The sequence below is a fragment of the Spirosoma pulveris genome (assembly GCF_054781875.1).
In genome coordinates, this window is sequence record NZ_BAAGTO010000009.1 from 148,766 (window position 1) to 170,315 (window position 21,550).

The 21,550-nt window shown below is 49.3% G+C and carries 23 protein-coding genes and 1 tRNA gene; 10 read left to right on the forward strand and 14 right to left on the reverse strand.

The genetic code is table 11. The features are described from left to right. The first annotated feature begins 46 nt into the window (after window positions 1-46). Window positions 47-898, forward strand: coding sequence for an aminotransferase class IV (locus tag ACYVJM_RS24735; protein ID WP_461150985.1), 852 nt, complete (start codon window positions 47-49; stop codon window positions 896-898). A 44-nt stretch (window positions 899-942) separates the two neighbouring features. Here ACYVJM_RS24735 and bioD read toward each other — a convergent pair whose 3' ends face one another. From bioD to ACYVJM_RS24750, 3 genes are all read right to left on the reverse strand, one after another. Further along, window positions 943-1,575 (reverse strand): dethiobiotin synthase, encoded by a 633-nt coding sequence (gene bioD / locus ACYVJM_RS24740; RefSeq protein WP_461150917.1) that lies wholly within the window; start codon window positions 1,573-1,575, stop codon window positions 943-945. Beyond that, complete coding sequence (locus tag ACYVJM_RS24745) at window positions 1,572-2,759, reverse strand: aminotransferase class I/II-fold pyridoxal phosphate-dependent enzyme (RefSeq protein ID WP_461150918.1); 1,188 nt, start codon at window positions 2,757-2,759, stop codon at window positions 1,572-1,574. Before ACYVJM_RS24745 ends, bioD begins: the two co-directional genes overlap by 4 nt. Before the next feature lie 173 nt (window positions 2,760-2,932). After that, entirely contained in the window at window positions 2,933-3,958 is a 1,026-nt protein-coding gene (locus tag ACYVJM_RS24750; RefSeq protein ID WP_461150919.1) for a zinc-binding dehydrogenase, read from the reverse strand. Window positions 3,959-4,040: 82 nt separating this feature from the next. On the opposite strand from ACYVJM_RS24750, the gene ACYVJM_RS24755 reads away from it, so the two are divergent. Together ACYVJM_RS24755 and ybeY are read left to right on the forward strand one after the other, a co-directional pair. Then, window positions 4,041-4,562: a GNAT family N-acetyltransferase gene (locus ACYVJM_RS24755; RefSeq protein WP_461150920.1), complete on the forward strand. Its 522-nt coding sequence runs from the start codon at window positions 4,041-4,043 to the stop codon at window positions 4,560-4,562. Between the two features lie 66 nt (window positions 4,563-4,628). Further along, the gene (ybeY, locus tag ACYVJM_RS24760; RefSeq protein WP_461150921.1) at window positions 4,629-5,042 is read left to right on the forward strand and encodes an rRNA maturation RNase YbeY; all 414 of its coding nucleotides are present in this window, start codon (window positions 4,629-4,631) and stop codon (window positions 5,040-5,042) included. Here the strand turns inward: ybeY and ACYVJM_RS24765 are convergent, their stop codons facing one another. Next, window positions 5,043-5,861, reverse strand: coding sequence for an SDR family NAD(P)-dependent oxidoreductase (locus ACYVJM_RS24765; protein WP_461150922.1), 819 nt, complete (start codon window positions 5,859-5,861; stop codon window positions 5,043-5,045). A gap of 342 nt (window positions 5,862-6,203) precedes the next feature. On the opposite strand from ACYVJM_RS24765, the gene ACYVJM_RS24770 reads away from it, so the two are divergent. Together ACYVJM_RS24770 and ACYVJM_RS24775 are read left to right on the forward strand one after the other, a co-directional pair. Next, window positions 6,204-6,932, forward strand: a complete 729-nt coding sequence (locus ACYVJM_RS24770; protein ID WP_461150923.1) for a ferritin-like domain-containing protein — start codon at window positions 6,204-6,206, stop codon at window positions 6,930-6,932. Between the two features lie 14 nt (window positions 6,933-6,946). After that, the gene (locus ACYVJM_RS24775) at window positions 6,947-7,756 is read left to right on the forward strand and encodes a ferritin-like domain-containing protein (protein WP_461150924.1); all 810 of its coding nucleotides are present in this window, start codon (window positions 6,947-6,949) and stop codon (window positions 7,754-7,756) included. A gap of 81 nt (window positions 7,757-7,837) precedes the next feature. Here ACYVJM_RS24775 and ACYVJM_RS24780 read toward each other — a convergent pair whose 3' ends face one another. Next, window positions 7,838-8,758 (reverse strand): PfkB family carbohydrate kinase, encoded by a 921-nt coding sequence (locus tag ACYVJM_RS24780; protein WP_461150925.1) that lies wholly within the window; start codon window positions 8,756-8,758, stop codon window positions 7,838-7,840. 94 nt (window positions 8,759-8,852) lie between these two features. Continuing rightward, window positions 8,853-10,049 (reverse strand): hypothetical protein, encoded by a 1,197-nt coding sequence (locus tag ACYVJM_RS24785; protein ID WP_461150926.1) that lies wholly within the window; start codon window positions 10,047-10,049, stop codon window positions 8,853-8,855. A 153-nt stretch (window positions 10,050-10,202) separates the two neighbouring features. On the opposite strand from ACYVJM_RS24785, the gene cysS reads away from it, so the two are divergent. The 3 genes from cysS (at window position 10,203) to ACYVJM_RS24800 (ending at window position 13,248) form a co-directional block, all read left to right on the forward strand. Continuing rightward, window positions 10,203-11,702 (forward strand): cysteine--tRNA ligase, encoded by a 1,500-nt coding sequence (gene cysS / locus ACYVJM_RS24790; RefSeq protein WP_461150927.1) that lies wholly within the window; start codon window positions 10,203-10,205, stop codon window positions 11,700-11,702. Window positions 11,703-11,783: 81 nt separating this feature from the next. Next, window positions 11,784-12,815, forward strand: coding sequence for a M28 family peptidase (locus ACYVJM_RS24795; protein ID WP_461150928.1), 1,032 nt, complete (start codon window positions 11,784-11,786; stop codon window positions 12,813-12,815). A 52-nt stretch (window positions 12,816-12,867) separates the two neighbouring features. Then, on the forward strand, window positions 12,868-13,248 hold the full coding sequence (locus ACYVJM_RS24800) for a hypothetical protein (RefSeq protein WP_461150929.1): 381 nt from the start codon (window positions 12,868-12,870) through the stop codon (window positions 13,246-13,248). 67 nt (window positions 13,249-13,315) lie between these two features. Here ACYVJM_RS24800 and nadD read toward each other — a convergent pair whose 3' ends face one another. From nadD to ACYVJM_RS24835, 7 genes are all read right to left on the reverse strand, one after another. Next, entirely contained in the window at window positions 13,316-13,888 is a 573-nt protein-coding gene (gene nadD / locus ACYVJM_RS24805) for a nicotinate (nicotinamide) nucleotide adenylyltransferase (RefSeq protein WP_461150930.1), read from the reverse strand. A gap of 92 nt (window positions 13,889-13,980) precedes the next feature. Next, a complete protein-coding gene (gene gmk / locus ACYVJM_RS24810) occupies window positions 13,981-14,580 on the reverse strand; it encodes a guanylate kinase (protein ID WP_461150931.1) in 600 nt (199 codons plus the stop codon). Between the two features lie 99 nt (window positions 14,581-14,679). Beyond that, window positions 14,680-14,922, reverse strand: coding sequence for a hypothetical protein (locus ACYVJM_RS24815; RefSeq protein ID WP_461150932.1), 243 nt, complete (start codon window positions 14,920-14,922; stop codon window positions 14,680-14,682). A gap of 131 nt (window positions 14,923-15,053) precedes the next feature. Continuing rightward, window positions 15,054-15,749, reverse strand: coding sequence for a sigma-70 family RNA polymerase sigma factor (locus ACYVJM_RS24820; protein ID WP_461150933.1), 696 nt, complete (start codon window positions 15,747-15,749; stop codon window positions 15,054-15,056). A 249-nt stretch (window positions 15,750-15,998) separates the two neighbouring features. After that, window positions 15,999-16,496, reverse strand: a complete 498-nt coding sequence (locus tag ACYVJM_RS24825) for a hypothetical protein (RefSeq protein WP_461150934.1) — start codon at window positions 16,494-16,496, stop codon at window positions 15,999-16,001. A 74-nt stretch (window positions 16,497-16,570) separates the two neighbouring features. After that, entirely contained in the window at window positions 16,571-17,371 is an 801-nt protein-coding gene (locus ACYVJM_RS24830) for a (Fe-S)-binding protein (protein ID WP_461150935.1), read from the reverse strand. 27 nt (window positions 17,372-17,398) lie between these two features. Next, window positions 17,399-18,769, reverse strand: coding sequence for a 4Fe-4S dicluster domain-containing protein (locus ACYVJM_RS24835; RefSeq protein WP_461150936.1), 1,371 nt, complete (start codon window positions 18,767-18,769; stop codon window positions 17,399-17,401). A 127-nt stretch (window positions 18,770-18,896) separates the two neighbouring features. Between ACYVJM_RS24835 and ACYVJM_RS24840 the strand changes: the two genes are divergently transcribed. Next, a tRNA-Phe gene (locus ACYVJM_RS24840) sits at window positions 18,897-18,969 on the forward strand. Between the two features lie 327 nt (window positions 18,970-19,296). Here ACYVJM_RS24840 and ACYVJM_RS24845 read toward each other — a convergent pair. After that, window positions 19,297-20,349, reverse strand: coding sequence for a hypothetical protein (locus tag ACYVJM_RS24845; protein WP_461150937.1), 1,053 nt, complete (start codon window positions 20,347-20,349; stop codon window positions 19,297-19,299). A 957-nt stretch (window positions 20,350-21,306) separates the two neighbouring features. Here ACYVJM_RS24845 and ACYVJM_RS24850 point away from each other — a divergent pair. Next, window positions 21,307-21,462: a hypothetical protein gene (locus tag ACYVJM_RS24850; protein ID WP_461150938.1), complete on the forward strand. Its 156-nt coding sequence runs from the start codon at window positions 21,307-21,309 to the stop codon at window positions 21,460-21,462. The last annotated feature ends 88 nt before the right edge of the window (window positions 21,463-21,550 follow it).

Below are 21,550 nucleotides of genomic sequence, written 5' to 3' on the forward strand. Positions count from 1 at the left end.
CCCATTTCATTTATCTTTGGGCATGCGCCAAACCAACGTATCGCCCATGTTTTACGGATATTTCAATGGTACCATCGCCCCCACCGACCAGCTTGCGGTTGGCATTACCGACCTCGGCCTTCTGCGGGGCTATGGCCTCTTTGATTACTTCCTGACGTATAACGGGCGACCGTTTCAGTGGGATTGGTACTGGGCACGCTTTCAGAATTCGGCCTCCCGCATGCACCTGAAATTACCGCTCGGTAAAGACGAAACGTACGCCATCGTCATGAAACTTGTGGAACGCAGCAACGAGGCAATCCGCAAAAGTGGGACAGCTACGCCCACCGATGTTGGCATTCGCTTCGTGCTGACGGGTGGCTATTCGGCGGATAGCATCAGCGTGGAGAAACCGAACCTGCTCATCCTGGCCGAAATGATTCATCCAGTGCCGGTCATTCAGTACGAGCAGGGAATAAAAGTGATCCTGGACGAATATGTCCGGGAGATGGCCGAAGTGAAGAGCACGGATTACAAGCGCGTGATTCTAATGGCCGAAGCCATCCGAGCCGCGCGCGCGTCGGACATACTATACCAGAAAGGGGGCGAGATAAGTGAGCTGAGCCGGAGTAATTTCTTCATCGTTAAAGGGGAAAAAATTAGCACGCCCGACCGCCACATCCTGCACGGAATAACCCGGAAAACTGTGATGCAACTGGCTCAGAGTGACTTTGAGGTCGAAGAACGGCCAGTGCTTCTTTCCGAACTTTACGACGCCGACGAAGCCTTTACAACCAGCTCGACCAAAAAAATACTGCCCATCACGCAAATCGGTGAGTTGACCATTGGTGACGGGCATGTTGGCCCCAAATCAAGATTTCTGCTGGAACGGTTCGACGACATGGTTAAGAACTGGTAGTTTCCGGTTCTGCCAACACGCACAATGGCAGAACCGGTCAGGGTTTACTGGCCCGCAAATAGCCGGGAGGCATATTTCCGGATTACATCCTTAGTAACAACGGCTTCCTGCTCAATCCGTCCAATACAGGGCAACCCCGTATAGTTCAAAATAAACGACTCCGAAGCCGGAACGGTAGGGCCGTTAAACAAAATTCCGACCAGTGGAATATTTCGGCTGCGGCAGGCTTCGACCGATAGCAGCGTATGGTTAATGCTTCCGAGGTAATTCCGGGATACCAGGACTACCGGCAATGCCAATTGCTGCACCAGATCAATCGTTAGTTTATGGTCGTTTAAAGGAACCATAAGCCCCCCTGCCAGCTCAACAACAAGCGCATTTCTGGTTTGGGGCAGCGTGAAATTGCCCAGTTCGATGGTGACACCGTCAATTTCGGCCGCTGCATGTGGCGAGAGCGGCTGCGTAAGCCGGTAGGCCTCGGGGTGGAAGTACGATTTCGTATTGCTGATCAATCGGCGAACCGTATCGGTATCAGAATCGTCCAATCCACCCGATTGAACGGGTTTCCAGTAATCGGCCTGTAAGGCTTCCACCAACACTGCCGACGCCATCGTTTTTCCAATCTCAGTGCCTATACCTGCTACAATCAGTTGGGTAGGTAATTCCGTTATTGTCATACTGTATCATTTTCAGCCAGCGCCTGTTGAAGAACGCCCAATAGCTGATCTATTTCGTTGGTTGTGTTAAACGCGTGGATACAAAGCCGTAGTCGCTCCTGCCCGGCCGGAACCGTCGGGCTAAGGATAGCCCGCACATCCAGACCGATAGCCTGCGCAGCGGCAGCCACCCGCCGAGCCCGGTCATTCCCCGGAACAATGAGACACTGAATAGGCGAATGACCAGCGCTCCAGTAGCTACCGGGAAGTCTATCGGCTACCTGCCGACGGAAATAATCCAGTTGATGATGAAGCTGCTCTAAGGCTGATGAGCCTGCTCTTAGCTGCTCATGCGCGCAACGGATAGCCAGCAGACTATGCGGAGGTAAGGCTGTCGTATAAATGAATGGCCGGGCAAAATTGATCAGGTAATCGCGCAGGACGGCTGGCCCAACTACAGCGGCTCCATGAACGCCCAGTGCTTTACCAAATGTGTGTACTCTGGCCAGCACGCGGTCCTGTAAGCCCAGAGCGGCTACGAGGCCTTCGCCATTCGCTCCGTCCGCCGAGCCATAAACACCCGTGGCATGTGCTTCGTCCACCAGTAAGGCCGCTCCGTATTCATCGCAGAGATCAGCTAGTTCGCGAAGAGGAGCCATATCGCCATCCATCGAATAAACCGACTCTACAGCTACAAAAACCTGTCTGTCCGGTAACCGGGACGCCTTCTCCAGCTTTGTTCTTAAATCGGCCAGATCATTGTGACGGAACCGGTGACGGGTTGCGTAACTCAGCCGGGCACCATCAATCATACTGGCATGAATCAGTTCATCCGTTAGCAGGGTGTCTCCTCTTCGGGGCAGGCAAGCCAGCAAACCGATGTTGGCATCGTAACCTGAGTTAAAAATAAGCGCGGCTTCTGTTCCATAAAAGATGGCTAGCTCCTGTTCTACAGCCTGAGCAAGTTCTGTTTGGCCAGCCAGCAAACGGGAGCCGGTAGCGCCGGTCCGCATGGTTACGTGCCGGGCAGCAGCTTCCTGGATAGCCCGCTTAAGTTCTGCAGAACGCGCAAAGCCCAGGTAATCATTTGAGCAGAAATCAACGGCTTCATCTGCAGTCCGGAGTTTTCGTAATAATCCTTTCTGCTGATAGTCCGCTAATCGATCCTGCAATGTCTGGGTAATCGAACCCGTTGAAGTAAGCATATCGACAAAGATACTATCCCCTACTGGATTGGTTTTTTCTGATTAAGGGACAATCGCTAAAATGTGCGTAACTACGAAGTTATCCACAATTTAGTTGTGGATAACTTTCATTTGGCCGTATAATCATGAACATAGCGTTATTAACCGTGCAAAACCGAATCATTAAAAGAGAATTAATCCGCTATATGGATAACAATCTTGCCGAACTGTTTGCCGGTATCCATTTTCCTCATGGCTTCCGGTGTATCGGTTAACGAAAAGACCTCGTCTACAACCGGCACTATGTTTTTCTGGTTTACGAACGAAAGCATGTCTGCAAACTCGCGCTCGGTGCCCATGGTCGTACCAAAAATTGAGAGTTGTTTAAAGAATACTTTGGGCGGCATAATGTCGGTAATATTACCCGTGGTGCCACCAAAGAAAGCGATTCTGCCACCCGAGGCTGCCGCGTCGATCAGTTTCGCAAAGCCGGGTCCACCCGCACTATCGATAATAACGTCGAAGTAGCCTTTCCGTCCGCCACCCGTAAGCGTCATAAGTGTCTTATCCCAGTCTGGCTCCCGGTAGTTGACGCCCCCCGCTGCGCCTAAGGCAGCGGCCCTGGCCAGCTTTTCTTCGGAACCGGACGTAACCCAAACCTGGGCCCCGGCACCCACCGCAAATTGCAGGGCAAACAAGGCAGCACCTCCTCCTATACCCGTCACAAGCACTTTTTCGGGACTACCCGATGTGTTCAGGCCTGCCCGCGTCATTAAGGCCCGCCAGGCCGTCAGACCCGCCAGTGGCAGTGCGGCTGCCTGCTTAAAGGAAAGGTGATTGGGTTTAGCATGCACATACGCTTTATCGACCACGATATACTCCGCAAACGTTCCATTGTCGGGCATGCCTAAAATCCGGAAATCTTCCCCGTAAAACTTCGGATTCGGCCCCCAATGCAGGCCCGGATTAATAATAACGGCTTGCCCGCGCCAGATCGCGTCGACACCCTCACCCACCTCGGCCACAACACCGGCCCCATCAGATCCCAGGATAGCCGGGAGTTTGATTCCGGGGTATAATCCCTGCTGAACGAATACATCGCGGTGATTCAGGGCAGCGGCTTTGAGCTTGATCAGCATCTGGCCCGCCCCGGCGATCGGCATGGGGGCATCAACGAGTTGCACAGGTTGTTTTTTTTCGGCAAGCAGTATGGCTTTCATAAACTGACGACAAGAAGTGATTGATAAATTTGTAACACAATACCGGACGTTTACATTTGTTTGAACCCGCTTTTACAAAGCTATGATAACTTACCGGGAGGCCACTCTTATTGACGCCGAGCCGATCGCGCAACTCCATAGCCTTAGCTGGCAGCAAAACTACAGAGGTATCTGGAGAGATGACTTTTTAAGCGGTCCTGTTCTGGAGAATAGGCAAACCGTTTGGTATGAGCGACTGAGCCAACCGGTCCAAAATCAGCAGGTTATCGTTGCTGAAGAGAAGGGTATACTTCTTGGATTCGCCTGTGTTTATGTTGATGATGACGCTGTTTGGGGAACATTACTGGACAATTTACACGTTCTCAGCCATCAGAAAGGCAAAGGAATTGGTACACAGCTCCTGAAATCGGCAGCCCGCTGGTCGTATACCCAGGCCCCTGAGGCCGGATTATACTTATGGGTGCTGACGCAAAACACCAGCGCCCAGGCATTTTACCAAAGCCTGGGAGGGGTCAATCAGGAAGTAAAGGCGCATGAGAATCCCGGTGGCGGCATTTCGGACGCTTACCGGTACGTGTGGCCCGACATCAAAACATTACTTTAACAAAAAGCCAGCGGTAGTTGTAGACATGCACTTCCCTACGCTCGAACGCAAGGCTGATCATTACGTATGATTCGTTTTTTCAATGAGGACGTCCCGTATAAGCTTCCTCAAAAGCAGGCAATCCGTCAATGGCTGAAGCAGCAAGCCGAAGCCGAAGGGTACTCGGTTGGCGATCTTAACTACATGTTCTGTTCCGATGAACATGTACTGCAGGTTAACCGGGACTATCTTCAGCACGACTATTACACGGATATTATTACCTTCGATATGAGTGAAGAGGAAGGTAAGATCGAAGGCGACGTCTTTATTAGTGTGGAGCGGGTCGTTGACAATGCCGGTAAATTAGCCGTTCCCGCCGATCAGGAAATGCGTCGCGTACTGGCGCATGGCCTGTTGCACCTGTGTGGTTACGGTGATAAAACCGACGAGGAAGCCGCCCGGATGAGACAAAAAGAAGATGAGTGGATCAGTCGGCTATAATTAGCCCGCTGTCATTCCACCATCCAGTTGAAGCGCCTGCCCCGTATAAAACGTATTTTCATCCGAACAAAGCCACAGAATAGCCTGGGCGATTTCTTCCGGCTGCCCAAACCGGCCAAGGGGAATGACACGGCGCATTCGGTCTTCCATAGTAGGTGCTGCACTGATCAGGCCATCCACCATGGCCGAATGCGTGTAAGCCGGGCAAATGGCATTGATCCGGATGTTCTGCTTCACGTACTCAAGGGCTGCTGTTTTTGTCAGCCCAATTACCGCATGTTTGGATGCGCTGTAAGGCGCGCCCATGGGCATCCCGCGAATACCGGCAATGCTGGCTACATTCACAATCCGGCCGCCAACCGGGTAACTCTCCATAGGATCTGCCCCAGCTTCCTTGCCTTCGGCTTTAGTCCCTTTTTGCTGTAAAAGCATTTGCCGGATCTGCGCCTGCATACCATAGAAAACCCCACCTACATTTACGGCCATTATTTGATCGAAATCTTCCGGAGACTGATCCGTAATTCGACCGTATGCACCGCCGATACCCGCGTTGTTAACGGCAATGTCCAGTCGACCATACCTATCAACGGTTTGCAAAATAGCCGCGTTAATTTGGTCTGGCTCGGCCACGTTGCAGGGAACAAACAGGGCATCCTTTCCCAATTGCAGAATCTGGTTCACGGTATCCTGACCGGCCGCTTCACTGATTTCGGCAACAACGACTTTAGCACCGGCTTTAGCAAAGGCAAGGGCGGTGGCCCGGCCAATACCAGACCCAGCACCCGTAATAAAGGCAACCTGATGTAAGAAGCTCGACATACCCAAAAAGCTAATTAGTACTCTGCCCTGAAAAATAAGCCTATTTTATGATTTGGCCGCGCTTTCCGGACGCGTATCGGCAAAATTGCTCTGCAACCTAAAGCAAATCAGATTCCAGGTTAGCCGCCCGGACTATATTATACTATTAGTTAATTGTACTTTTCCGTAAATCTTTATTTTTCTTACTATGTAACTAACTAACAACCAAAGGTGTAACGAGAGTCAATATATCAATAAATCGCGTTTATATAAATTTAAAAATCCCTCCTCCAACGCTTCGCGTAGATACATCACCTTGATCGGCAAACAATTGAGGATAATCACTTAAATAACTTTTACTCAATGAAAAACGTTACTAATCGACCCGAAGCGACGCCTTCGGAGGTGGCCGCAGCCAGCCGCCGGTCGTTTCTTAGAGTAGCGGGCGCAGCAGCCGTAACGGGTGGTCTGCTATCTGCCTGCTCAAATGCAGATCAAACTTCTGTTACACCAAACGGTGCTCGTGCAGCGGGTCCAACAGTTGCGTTACCAACCGGCGACGTAGGCATTCTGGCTTTTGCTTATGTGCTGGAGCAATTGGAAGCCGCTTTCTACGAAATGATTTTGGCGAAACCTTACCCAAACATGTCTTCTACCGACAAGCAATTGTGGGCAGACATTGGCGGCCACGAAATCATTCACCGTGCTCTTTTCAAAGCCGCTGTGGGTAGTGCCGTTCCAGATTTAACATTCAACTTCTCAAGCATCGACTTCAACAACCGGGCAGACGTACTGCTTCATGCCGAAGCGTTTGAGAAGACGGGCGTTGGTGCCTATAATGGTGCTGGTAAGTACATCAAAAATGCCGACTACCTGACCCTGGCGGGTAAGATCGTATCGGTAGAGACGCGCCACCATTCAATTATCCGTGAACTGCAATACCCGCACTCGGATGCATTTGCCGGTCCAACCATCGTGACCAGCGATACAGGTTTACACCTTGCCTATGAGCCAACGTTTGTGCTCCCCATCGCACAGAAATACATCAATGAAACTCTCGACGCAAGCGCTCTAGTATCCAGCCTGGCATAAACCACTCAACTCCAATGAACTTACAGAACATACTTAGCGAAATTGAGAAAGTGGATGGCGAGATCTTCGATCGCCTGGCTCACGTCTCCCGTCGGGGCTTATTTAGCTCACTGACCAAAAAAACGATTGCTGTTGCAGCTCCGGCTATCATGGCATCGGCCCTGACAAAAGCCTACGGGCAGTCGAGCGCACTCCCACAAGGCGTGAAAGATGTGCTTAATTTTGCACTCACGCTGGAGTACCTGGAGTATCGTTTCTACGATGCCGGCCGCAATTTGTCTATGATCCCAAGCGATTATAGAGCCGCTTTTGAACTGATTCGTCAGCACGAACAGGTACACGTTCGATTACTGAAGTCGGTACTTGGCGCAGACGCGGTTGCCGAACCCAAGTTCGACTTCTCGGCAAAGGGCACGTTTACTGATACATTTACCAACTTCGCGACCTTCTCTGCCATTGCGCAAACACTCGAAGATACTGGCGTTCGGGCCTACAAAGGGCAGGCGGCCAATCTTATGCCAGCCCCCGCTATTTTACAGGTAGCTCTGCAAATTCACGCTACGGAAGCAGCCCACGCAGCTAACGTACGTTATATGCGGGGTCAGAAGGGCTGGATCACGGGTGGTACCGCTGCCATGCAGGGTCTTCCGGCCGTTGTCAATGGCAATTATGCCGGCGAAGAAAACGTGACTCAGGCTGGTGTAAATCTGGTTTCAGCCTTGGCGGGTGATAGCCGCATCACGGCTGATATGGTTAGCCAGGCGTTTGATGAAATTCTGACCAAGGATCAGGTATTGGCATTAGTTACGCCTTTCCTAGCCTAATTAACCTAACACGGTTTACAATCAAAAGCGGTCGCCGGTAATGTACCGGCGACCGCTTTTGATTGTAAACCGTGTTATACTTTACAAGTCCAGTCCAAACGCCGACAGGGTAACGAACTCACTCACCCGCGCCTGGATTTCGTCCTGCGTCAGGTTCATGATCCGCTCGGCACCAAATTTCTCGACGCAAAACGACGCCATAGCCGACCCATAAATAATGGCCCGTTTCATATTTTCGAACGAGATATCATCGGTTTTAGCTAAATGACCGATAAATCCCCCGGCAAAGGTATCGCCCGCCCCGGTGGGGTCGAACACTTCTTCGAGAGGTAAGGCCGGGGCGAAGAAGATCTTACCTTCGCTGAATAGCAGTGCCCCATGCTCACCCTTTTTGATGATAACCGTTTGCGGTCCCATCGAACGAATTTTAGCAGCTGCTTTAACCAGTGAATACTCGTGGGTAAGCTGGCGGGCTTCTTCGTCATTGACAACCAGCACATCAACCAGCTTGAGCAGGTTCATCAGATCCGGGTTGGCAATTTCGATCCAGAGGTTCATGGTGTCGAGCACGATGAGCTTCGGCCGTTTGTGTAACCGCTCGATCACCATCTGCTGAATGGCCGGAGCCGTGTTTCCCAGCATCAGGTAGTCGCAATCCTGGTACGAATCCGGAATGATGGGATTGAAATGCTCCATCACGTTCAGCTGCACCTCCACCGTATCGCGGCTGTTCATATCGTTGTGGTACTTCCCCGACCAGAAGAAGGTCTTCTCTCCCACTCGAATCTCCAGTCCGTCCGTATTGATACCGTGCTGATGGAGGTCGTCAATCATGGTCTGTGGAAAATCGTCGCCCACAACAGCAACCAGATTGTTTTCTTTCGTAAAGTACGAAGCCGACAGTGTGATGTAGGTAGCGGCACCGCCAATAATTTTATCGGTTTTGCCGAATGGGGTTTCCAGCGCATCGAACGCTACAGAACCAACGGTAAGTAAGCTCATTAGTCTAGCTGGGCCAAGCTCCCGTTTGGCCCGTCGGGGTTATAGTTATAGGACCAGACGGGAACGGTCCGCCGTAGCGGTCTGGACAGTATGTTTATTTCTTCCGCCCAATGACCGGGCAGCGTTTAAAGGGCTTGGTTTCGTCGAACAGCTTGCGGTAAGTGACGTGCGTCTTCACAATCTTCGACCCTAACTGACTCACAAACCGCACCATAATTGGGTTAAAATCCCCTACCCAGTTCATTTCCAGTTCGGTATACTGAAAGTTGGGGTTATGGTCCGCTTCGTGTGGCATCCGAAGGGCAATGGCGGCTTCAACACCTTTGCCCTGATGCTCCGGCGCTACGCCGAACACTACGCCAAAGGCTTTACGGTTGGTTTTCAGTAGCATATGCCACAGAAACTTAAGTTTACCGATCAAATCCAGCTTGCCGTTCACGTGTTTAAACACCTGATTAAGCTCGGGCAGGCAAACGAAAAAGGCAACCGGCTCGTCCTGGTAATAGGCGAAATAAATGATTTTCTCGTCGATTACCGGCTTCAGCTTCTGCATGAGTACCTGCGCCTGTGCCGCCGACATTTCCTTTACACCACTATGCCCGCCCCAGGCTGCATTATAAATATGCCGGAACTGCTCGGCAGCTGCCGGCAGCTGCTTTTTGTCGATGGTTCGGAACGTATATTCCGGGTTCTGGAATATGCGCTGAGCACGGTCTTTTACCGCCTGCGACATCTCCGTAAGTTTCGACCAGGTGGTTGGGATTCCAAACGTGTACTGCTTAAAATAGTCTTTAAAGCCGTAATTCTCGAAAAGTGGAATGTAATACGGTTTAGTATAGGGCATGCAGTAGTTCGGCTCCCGGTCGAAACCGTCTACCAGCAGTCCCCACCAGCGGTCGCGATCGCCGAAGTTGATCGGCCCGTCCATGGCTTCCATTCCCCGGCTTTGCAGCCAGGCCTTACCGGCATCGAAGAGAGCAAAAGCTGCCGCCTGATCGTCGATACACTCGAAAAAACCTAATCCACCCGTAGGCTGATCGTTGTCGAGGGTAGCGATTTCATGATCCACGAAAGCCGCCACACGGCCAATGGTTTCGCCTTTGTCGTTCAGTAACAGATACCGGACGCATTCGCCCTGTTCAAAGCGTTTGTTGCGAGCCGGATCGAATACTTCCTCAACGTCGGCATCCAGTGGCCTGATCCAGCATGAATCAGCACGATAGAGACGTACGGGAAACTGAATAAATTCTTTCTTGTATTGGGCGTTTTCGCCTACCTCAACTACCTGCATTACAGAACCAGAGCCGGTCAATTTTCAAAATGAAATGCGAATATAGCCAAAAGCATCCGGGCTACCGTTTTCCGCCGAACAATCCCTAACTTTGGGTGTCTGTTTTTGACCCGGCCACCGCCGAACAAAACCAGCATTATGACTTAACATCGAATGCAGCCACTTCAGTTATACAATACGCTTTCCCGCAAAAAAGAACCGTTCATCGCGCTCAATGCGCCTTATGTGGGTATGTATGTTTGCGGCCCTACGGTATACAACTATGTTCACCTGGGCAACGTCCGTACGTTTCTAACCTTCGATACGCTGTATCGCTACCTAACGTTCATCGGCTACAAAGTCCGCTATGTTCGTAACCTGACCGACGTGGGCCACCTCGTGGGCGACGGTGATGACGGCGAAGATAAGATTGGCCGTATGGCCAAGCTGGAAAAGGTGGAGCCCATGGAAATTGTGCAACGGTTTACCAACGATTTCCACACGGTGATGGGACAGTTCAACACCTTTCCACCAAGTATCGAACCGACCGCAACCGGCCATATGGTCGAGCAGATCGAAGCGGTACAGACCTTACTGGCTAATGGATTGGCTTATGAATCCAATGGGTCGGTATACTTCGATATTGAAACCTATAACAAGCGGGGTGGTAATTACGGAAAGCTTTCGGGCCGGATTCTGGACGATCTGCTGAACGAAACGCGTGAACTGGATGGTCAATCTGAGAAGCGGAGTCCGCTGGACTTCGCCATCTGGAAACGGGCCGCTCCGGAACACCTCATGCGCTGGAACTCGCCCTGGGGCGAAGGTTTTCCCGGCTGGCATTTAGAGTGTACCTGCATGAGTACCAAATACCTGGGCAAACAATTTGATATTCATGGTGGCGGTATGGACCTTAAGTTTCCGCACCACGAATGCGAAATTGCGCAGGGTGACGGCCTCACCGGTGTCGACCCGGTTCGGTATTGGATGCACTCGAACATGCTGACAGTAAACGGACAGAAAATGTCGAAGTCGCTGGGCAATTCATTCCTGCCCGCCGAGCTTTTTGCCGGTAGTCACCCCCTGCTCGACCAGCCCTACAGCCCCATGACGGTGCGTTTCTTCATGCTGCAATCGCATTACCGAAGCACCCTCGACTTCTCGAATGATGCGCTCAAGGCGGCTCAAAAGGGCTACCGACGGTTGGCCAATGGACTACGCGTCATTAAAACGATGACGTATCCGTCGGGCGAAACAACGGCTAGCGACGTGACCGTTGACGAGACCAAGCAAAAAGAGATTCAGCAAGCCGTTCGGCAGTTTTACGATGCCATGAACGACGACCTGAATACGGCCGTAGCCATTGCCCAGCTATTTACCCTGTTGAAGTATGTGAATATGCTGTACCTGAACCAGCTTCAGGCGGCTGTTCTCGGCGAAGAAACGTTTACCCTGTTGAAGGAGTCTTTTGTGACGTTTATGCAGGATGTGCTGGGCTTGCTTGAGGAAGGTTCTACAAACCAGCCCGTTCTGGAAGGCTTACTGACACTCTATCGGGAATACAAAGAGCAGCGGCAATACGACAAGGTAGACCAGATTCGTTCGTACTTTAAAGCACAGGGACTGGCGATCAAAGACATGAAACACCAGATCGACTGGGCGTACGAGGAATAACGTCTGGGTCAGTCTCCAGCCTGGCCTACGAACAGCCTAACGAACATGGGTCAATCTGGAGATTGATCCTGACCTAACAGAATGAGTAAGTCATCTTTATTTCTGGTACCCGCGTTGTTAATCCTGACAGCCGGTGCCTGCCGAACCAAGCAATCACAAACGGACGCTACCCAGACTACCGAGCAACCCGCCACAGTCTCCGCACCGGCTTTCAATGCAGATTCGGCTTACGCGTACGTGGATCAACAGGTAAAATTTGGGCCACGGGTTCCCAACACGCCCGCGCACGTGCAAACCGGTAATTACCTGGCGGCTAAGCTAAAACAGTTTGGTTGTGAGGTAACCGAGCAATCATTTGTGGCCACTACCTGGGATGGCAAGAAACTGAATGCCCGAAACATCATTGGCAGCATCAACCCTAAGGCCACGAAGCGTATCGTACTGGCTTCGCACTGGGATTCGCGCCCACATGCTGACGCCGATGAAGATAAAGCTGACCAGTCGAAGCCCGTTACGGCAGCCAATGACGGAGCCAGTGGCGTTGGCGTTTTACTGGAACTGGCGCGTACCATTCAGCAAAACCAGCAGAAACCAACTGTAGGTATTGACATTATCTTCTTCGATGCCGAAGACTGGGGCAATGGAGAAAAGGCCGTTGGTGACTTTGAGAAGGAAGGCGGCAGCCAGTTCGATTACATTGGTTTCTGCTTGGGCTCCCGTTACTGGGCTAAAAACCTGCATAAACCGGGCTATTCAGCTTATTATGGCATCTTGCTGGACATGGTTGGTGCCAAAGGCGCTACATTTGCCAAAGAAGGATTGTCGATGCAGTTTGCCCCAACGGTGGTGAATAACGTATGGCAGACGGCCAGCCGGGCTGGTTACAGTCAATATTTTATCGACACACCCGGCGGTCAGATCACCGATGACCACGTGGCACCGAACACCATCGCCAAGATTCCGATGATTGACATCATTCATACAAACATTGGTACGGGGGGCTTCTTCCCTGCCTGGCACACGGCTGAAGATAACATGAGCAATATAGACCGGGGCACACTAAAAGCCGTTGGTCAAACGCTTCTGCAAGTACTCTATAACGAGCAACAATAATCAGAAAAGGCACCGCTTAGACGGTGCCTTTCTGCTAAGCCATTCATAGACAATGAAGTTCTTCTACGCAGCTTTCGCTGTTATGCTGATAAGTGGGTGCAGCTCCACTCCCGACCAGTTTGGTAAACTTGATATAAAGAAATGGCGCGGGGACCGGGGCGGCTGTTATGGCATCCGGTCTAAACTTGAGCCCGATTTCAGAGCCGAGATCCAGAATTTAAAAGGCAAGTCCGCAAATGAAATTGGCGAACTCCTCGGCCGGCCAGACGTTAACCAGATCGCCGACCGGAACCAGAAGTTTTATATCTACTTCCTTGAAAAAGGTCCCCAATGCGATCAGGCGGGTACTAAATCAACAAGTCGGTCGGTCGCGATTCGTATGAGCGCTATTGGCCTGGCGACAGAGATTACGTTTCAGAATGGTATTCCGTGAGTGTAGTGCCGACCGGGACGGTCGGGTGTAAGGCTAATTATGATACACATGACCGGGATGGTCGGTATTATACATAAAACTTTTTCCGCTCGATCATCTCTTCCACTACATCCGGTACCATATAACGAATGGATCGGTTGGCGCGAATGTTATCGCGAATAAACGTGGCGGATATATCTAAAAGGGGCGCTTCAACCAACCGTACATTCGGGTGAATTTTGAATTCGCTCTCCTTGCTTTTGGGCCGTGGATAAATATAGAGCCCGTAATATTCCAGAATCTTGTCGTAGTTTTTCCAGTTGGCAAACTGCTCCAGATTATCCTCGCCCATAATGAGTCGGAAGGTGTGCTGCGGATATTTCTCGACAAGCCGGGTCAGCGTATCAATGGTGTAACTGGGCTTGGGCATCGAAAACTCGATGTTAGTCGCTTTTAGCCGACTGTTATCGGCAATGGCCCGTTCCACCATATCAAGCCGGTCGAACTCATGCAGCAGGCTTTTAGTCTTCTTGAACGGATTCTGGGGCGATACCACAAACCACACCTGTTCGAGGTCTGTCGTTGTCGCCATCGTGTTGGCAATAATCAAATGCCCGATGTGAATCGGATTGAAAGAGCCAAAGAATAAACCAATCTTCATAATAAGTATTAGGAGCGAGGAGCAAGGAGCGGAAATAGCAGATGCCAGTCCTCGCTTGCGTCAGCCATTCCCGCTCCTCACTCCCAATACTGTTAAATAACCGCCCCCTTCACGGGCACTTTGTTCGCTTTCACGAAATCATCGACCAGCTTCTGGGCTTTTTGAAGTGATGTATCCAGATCGTCGTTGACCAGAATTACATCGAACCGACTTTGGAAACTCATTTCAAAGTGTACTTTAAACAAGCGTTTCGAGAGGCTTTCTTCGGTTTCGGAGCCACGGCCAATCAGGCGTTGGCGAAGGGTTTCCTCATCAGGCACTTTTACGAAAACGGCCAGTGCCTTGTCGCCATAATATTCTTTTAGCTTGAGGCCACCCTGTACATCCACATCGAACAGCACATGCTTACCACTTTGCCAGAGTCGTTCAATTTCTGATTTAAGTGTGCCGTAGAAAGCGCCTACATAAACTTCTTCCCATTCAACGAATTCGTCATTATCGATACGCTGTTTGAATTCTTCGGGCGTGAGGAAGTAATAATCCTTTCCATTTTCTTCTGCGCGGCCCCTTCGGTCGCGGGTACAGGCTGAAATGGAAAAGCCGAGATTGTTATTCTCGGCCAGCAAATGCTTGACAATGGTGGTCTTGCCCGAACCGGAAGGGGCAGAAAAAATGATCAGTTTACCGTCCACGGCAGGTTATCAATTGGTTGAATCTATAATAAAATTGGGGTAATCAAGGTTAGCTTTTACAGCATCGCCCTAATTACCCCAATCAAATGTCTTTAGGAATTAGCTAAACGTCAGGATCTTCGATTTGATCGTTGCCACTAACTGTTCAGGGCAGCACTTCTTCTCCATTCGCTTCGTTAACAACTCTTTTACCTCTTGTTCGAAGTGATACATTTGGATACACGGTTGACAGGATACCAGATTAGCCTTTAATCGGGCGAGTTGCTGATCTGTAGCTTCTCCATCCAGGATCAACTGAATCATCTTCAAGCAGTCGACCTGATGGTCGCAATGTTCTTTCATCTGTGGCTTTGAGTCTGATGAAGAAGATGATAGTGACGACGACGTTTGCATTGGAAAAATTTTATTTATTCCAAGAATAATAATACGTTAAGTTATTAGCAGAACCAAAATAGCCTTATAAAAAGTTCGGTTTATTCTTCACTTTCTTCATTATAACCCATTGATGATGCGTAATCACGCAATTTTTCTTTCAATAGGTTACGGGCTCTATGCAGGCGGGACCGCACGGTTCCAATTGGTATATCCAAAATCTTGGCCATTTCCTCGTACGTGAATCCTTCGATGTCGCAGAGAATAATAACCGTTCGAAAATCAACAGGCAACGAGTTCAGCGCCGTGGCCACTTCATCGCCGATTAAGTCGGACACGGACTCGGCCCGAAGGTCGACTGTGTGTTCAGATTCGGCATCTTCAGAATTATAGGTCGTTTCAACGTCCTGATAATCCACTTTTGCCGGCTCCTTACTTTTCTTTCGGTAATCGTTAATGAAGCTGTTCTTCAGTATTCGAAACAGCCACGCTTTTGCGTTAGTTCCTTGCTCAAATGATGAAATAAACCGGAATGCCTTTAAGTAAGTATCCTGCACCAGATCGTTGGCGTCGTCCTCATCGGTGGTCAGGCGAAAGGCAAAATTGTACATGGAGTCAATGTGCGGCATGAACTCCTTGTTGAAAACCTGGTACTTCTGCTCATCGGTATATCGGCGAGCGGGCGTTTCGGCCGAGGGTTGCTCAACGGCGTCTCCGTCTGGTAACAATTGGTCTGATCCAGTCTCCTGGTCGTCGCGAGTTGGCGTATCTGACATAACTTCGGGTATAGTCGCCATAAAAGTAAGAGTAAATTGCCGTTGTACCGTCGGCAGGACCCAACGAATTCGATAATTATGAAAAACCAATCCGCCGAATCTTATCTGAGGTTGACTACAAAAATCAATCCTTTGTTCAAAAAAAAGGTTTAAAATCAGGCTAATATGACGATTTGGCAGTGAACGTTTCAACAACTGACAACGTTAAAGCCGGTCAAACACCACTTAAAAAAATGGTGCTTGACCGGCTTTTCCCAATTAACAGCCCGTTTAAGCCGTTATTGACTTAAAATAGCGCTTTAACCACGAGTCAGCGGCCCGAATCCGCCAGTCTGACAGGAGTTCTGCTTTCGTCTTCACTAACGTGTTGAATACTGTTGTCTCAGGCGCCAGTTGCCCGTTCGTCACCGCTTCTTTAATAGCCGGTAATGCAATTGTATGCACTGATCCATCAGCCGACTGAACAGCCGCCGATCGATCGAAAAAATCAACGCCAAGCTGACGGCCAATGTCCTGCACCGTCCGCATGGACGAGTCGATGGAGCAGCCGCTCGGCAGCGTATAGCCTTCATCGACACCCACTACCAGAAAACGATTTTCGACAGCCTGTGCCGACGCCAATAACGGCTGTCCATGCGCGGCCCACTCGTTTAACGCGGGTCGTAAGGCCTCCTCAATCATTTTCACATCGCCGTCGGTTAACGGGCGATTTGCCTGATATACCCACACCCGGGCCGTATCGGGCAACTTGTCAAAATCAATGTACATGGAGGAATTTATGTATGATGTATGATGTACGATGTATGATTTGCGAAAAATATATCACACATCATACATCTTTTTCACAACCCCTGCCCCTGCGCAATCAGTTCCGAGATATCGTATACGCGGACAGAATCTTCTTTGTTCTTGTTCTTAACACCGTCAGACATCATCGTCATACAGAAAGGACAGGCAACGGCGATGGTATCGGCACCGGTGCTGAGCGCTTCTTCCACGCGTTCGACGTTTACGTCTTTCTTACCGGGTTCCGGTTCTTTGAAGTACTGGCCCCCACCCGCCCCGCAACAGAGCCCATTGGCACGCACGCGTTTCATTTCAACCAGATCGGCATCCAGCGCAGCCAATACATCACGGGGAGCTTCGTATATTTTGTTAGCCCGGCCGAGGTAGCAGGAGTCATGAAACGTGATCCGGCGACCTTTGAACGACTCGCCATCTTTCACCCGAACCCGGCCTTCGTTGATCAAACCCTGTAAAAACTGTGAGTGGTGGATAACTTCATAGTTACCGCCTAACTCCGGATACTCGTTTTTAAGGGTATTAAAGCAGTGAGGACAGGCGGTCACGATTTTCTTGACGTTGTAGCCGTTCAACACCTGAATATTGGACATAGCCTGCATTTGGAACAGGAACTCATTCCCGGCCCGTCGAGCCGGGTCGCCGGTGCATCCTTCTTCCGGCCCCAACACGGCGAACTTAATGCCTACGTGATTTAAAATGCGAACGAAGGCAATGGTTACGCGTTTGTACCGGTCATCGAACGAGCCAGCGCAGCCAACCCAAAACAGAATCTCCGGTTCCTCTCCCGACGCGGCCATGTCGGCCATTGTCGGCACTTTGTATGTTTTTTCAGTTGTCATCGTCAGTATAATATTTTCCTGAAACGGTTAATCATTCACCTGATCGGCCCAGTTGAATCGGTCACTAGGCGAGAATTTCCAGGGAGCCATGTTGTTTTCGATATTACTGAACATGGCATTCCAGGAAGCCGGTGCCTGCGACTCTTCCATGACGCGATACCGGCGTAACTGAAGAATAATGTCCAGTGGATTGATATTGATGGGGCAGGCATTTACACAGGCCTGACAGGTGGTGCAGGCATTGAGTTCTTCGGCGGTGATGTAATCGTTCAGTAGTGATTTATCGTCGCGGTAGTCCGGACCGTTCGTTTTCCAGCCCTGCTGAATTTCTTCGAGCCGGTCGCGGGTGTCCATCATGATCTTACGGGGCGACAGCTTTTTGCCCGTAATATTGGCCGGACAAGCAGCTGTACAACGGCCGCATTCAGTGCAGCTGTAGGCGTTCATCAGGTTTATCCATTTCAAATCCTGCACGTCTTTAGCGCCAAAACGGCCTATCTCCGCAGGTTGCTCGCCATTATCATTCGTTTGCGAGCCATCGGGTTCTGTTGTAAGGGGCAGCCCAAGAGCCAGTTGTACTTCTTTGGTGATTTCGGGCATGTTCTGCATCTCGCCTTTGGGCTGCAGATCGGAGAAGTAGACATTCGGGAAACCGAGTGCAATGTGTAAGTGCTTGGAGTAGGTAACATAAACAGCGAAGGCCAGAATACCCAGAATATGAAACCACCACGCCGTACGTTCGTAAGCGACTAAGCCTGTATCACTAAAGTTGATGAAAAGCGGCTTTAGGTATTGGCTGATGATGAAATCAGGCACGATGCCCTGTAATTCGCCGTAATGCCCAACGCCCCGATCGCGCAGCACGCTATCTGATGCGTTCCAGGTCAGGAAGGCGATCATGAGCAGAATTTCGGCGATCAGAATGATAGCAGCGTCAGCCTGGGGCCAGCGAGCCATTTCGCGGTGACGCTCCGGCTGAAACCGGCTTACTTTTGCCACAAACCGACGACACAGAAACACCACGCAAACAGCCAGTACACCAAAGGCAAGAACCTCAAAGACATTGATCAGAAAAGGGTAAACGGGCGTGATGTATGGCGCAAACAGCCGGTGAGTACCCAAAACACCATCCAGAATGATTTCCAGAATTTCGAGGTTGATAATAATGAACCCGGCATAAATGACAAAGTGCATGACACCCACCAGTGGATTGGTAAACATCTTCTTCTGGCCGAATGCCACCAGCAACATGGTTTTGAGTCGCTCATCGGCGTGATCTGTCCGATCTTCGGCCCTACCAAGCTTAATAGCCCGGGAAATAAGCTGAATTCGCTTGGTTATGTACCAGGCCACGACTGTTAAAGCCGCGACAAACAAAATTTGCTGAAAAATTTCCATTCGTTTAGGAATCTAGTTTGTTCTGATAATCAACAGATTGCCAGAAGTCTCTTTAAATATCTAAAATTATTTCTTTGAATGTGTTGCAAAAAGACATTCTTCACGTACTTTTGCACCCACGTTTCAGGGTGATGTAGCTCAGTTGGTAGAGCAAAGGACTGAAAATCCTTGTGTCGGCGGTTCGATTCCGTCCATCACCACCTTGAACAGAGGCAGTTACAGCTAAAAGTTGTGACTGCCTTTTTTGTTGGTACAACATAGGTACAACTTTCATTCCTCAAAATATTGAGGATGTCAAAGTAAGTATGTCTAGAACTTGCCTGTAATCCAGCACAAAAAAAGCTTCGAATATCCATATTTGTATAACGCCTAAACGATATGCTTCGTTTAGCTGCATACAAAAATAGTATGCAAGCATACTATTTTGCAAATAATTGTACGCCCCGCTGACAAGTAAAAGTCATTACATTACCGTATCACCAGATAATTTCAGCAATGTAGATACGTTCTCTGATTAATTACCTAGACTATTGGGCCTTGAAATGACGAATTCTGTCGATATACCAGTTATTATCGATCTTATAACATGTACAGGTGTATTCACGCTCTACATAGACAGTTGTTCTATTACTAAATAGATTTGCAATTACATCCGGGCTGAAGCCACATTGGAACCATATATTTTCAGATGCGGCTGGCTGAAGAAACGTAGAGAGTTCGATTTTATCAAAACCTGTTCCGCCTAGTCGTTCAACATCTGACCGAATTTTCTTTAAAATTCTTGCAAATTCATCTACGTCTTTCACTGTCATTCTACTCAGAGAGTCCAGTTCAAAAGAAGATCCGGCTTCAATTTCATCCCTGTACGAAACATCACAGTCTATAAAACTTTTAGATGACTGATGTATGTTTTTAACTTCAATGTTGCGGATTCCACGCGTATTAGCATACCCTTCCTCAAAGCGCTTAAAACTACCTTTCCAGGCGTCTCGGTTTCTAAAATTAGGAGATAGTCGCTCCCATGCTTTATCCAAATCTTTGACCGAGATGTCTTCATAAAAACCTACAATAACGGCTTCTACACTCGCAAATTCTTGATTTATCACGTCCGGTTCTTTTAGGTTAGATTCATCTTTGAATCTTTCAAAACTTGGCGGTTGAGCCTCAGCCGATAGATCCTCTATTTTACTCCGATTTGAACTACGAAACTGTTGAAACAAAATGTCAACATCCCGTTTCAAGTTAGTAGGTAGCTCTTTGACGATCTCGTATGTGAAATCCTCTTCGAGATATTTTAAGGCTTTAAACAGAGATGTATCATCAACCCATGCTTGTGGCTTGCTTTTGAAATCACCATTCAACCGCCAGAAATAAAACTCGCTGTCACTTCGACCACCAGAAAAAAGCACTTGGGCAATACGCTTTGACTTATAGATTCCGCCTTTGTACTCCTGCTCCCAGATAGCTTGTGAATAAAAATTTTTAGCCGTTCCAGGTAAGACATTTCCATGCTCTCGTTCGACAAATTTTTTGCACAGGAGTTCATAGAAAACGTGCCATTCATGACGCAAAACAACCATGATTGTATGAGTTTAAGTGCTTACAGTTATAACTGTAAGCTGGTTAGACAGATACGGCAATTTAGGTCAGAGATTCGAATTGGAGTACTTACAGTTATTCCTGTAGATGAGAATATTAGATACTGTAATTTATGTCAGAGCTATAGAGAGTCACCGTTTAAACGGATAACGCATAAGCAAAATATAAAATCCGAACATTACACCATTATTCAGGTGTGAGGTCAGTCGGGATAATTACACTGTGATTTTGGCCTGACGCAGTAACGTTCAGCTCTTTACAGAATGAACAAAACTCTTTGAGTTTCGTGCGAACGCGGCTAGGTGTATTAGAGTAGCGTCTATTGGGTTCTTCTGTGGACAAGACGTTGTCCTCAATGTACTGAACCATGTCCTGAACCGCGTCCAAATAGCCATCAACCCGTTCAGGACTATGGGCTGCGACGTAAGCGTCCAAAATAGACGCTTTGTGATTAGTAAGTGGTTTTGAATTATCGCGGAATGCCTGCTGAGAGGTCATGTTTGCAACCTTACATAAGTTGATTTCCTGTACATAACATCATCTATCAATGCTGTCAAGATAACAAACCGAAATGATGAACACAGGCATACACATAACTCAAAACAACCCTGCTCACCACGGCGGGTCAACATTCGTCACTGTTCAGGCGCAATTTGGCCAGCAACTTTCTGTCACAGTCCTGAGCTGGACCAGTGGATACCCCGACCGCGTGCGAACTCAATGGGGCGCGGTCTTAAGGCGTAATACCGAAGGAATTTATGACCCGGAATAAATGACGAAAAGAAGGATCAAGAAACGCTACTCATGGAACAGAAGCACGCTCCCGCTCGCAACCGGACCCGTTCGTGCGAGCCCATCCTAATTAACCGCCCACGAGTTATTGACTCGCTTGGTGGAGGAAGAATTTCTAACGCCGAAATCCTAAATGATTACGAAACATGAACGACATAACGATTATCGACAACCCCTATAATCTGCCCGATGCTGGGCGTGTCATCGAATGGCACGGCTCCCGCCCTGCGCGTATCAGACTTGCAACTGGCCTGACGCTGCGATTGAGCGAAACGACCGGCCTCTACACCCCAGAGAAGTGAAACCAAATTATCTGACGTCCTATATAAGGTGCCAGATACAAAACAGAAATATTAGGCTTTTGCCCTAACGATACTCACCAGTGCACGG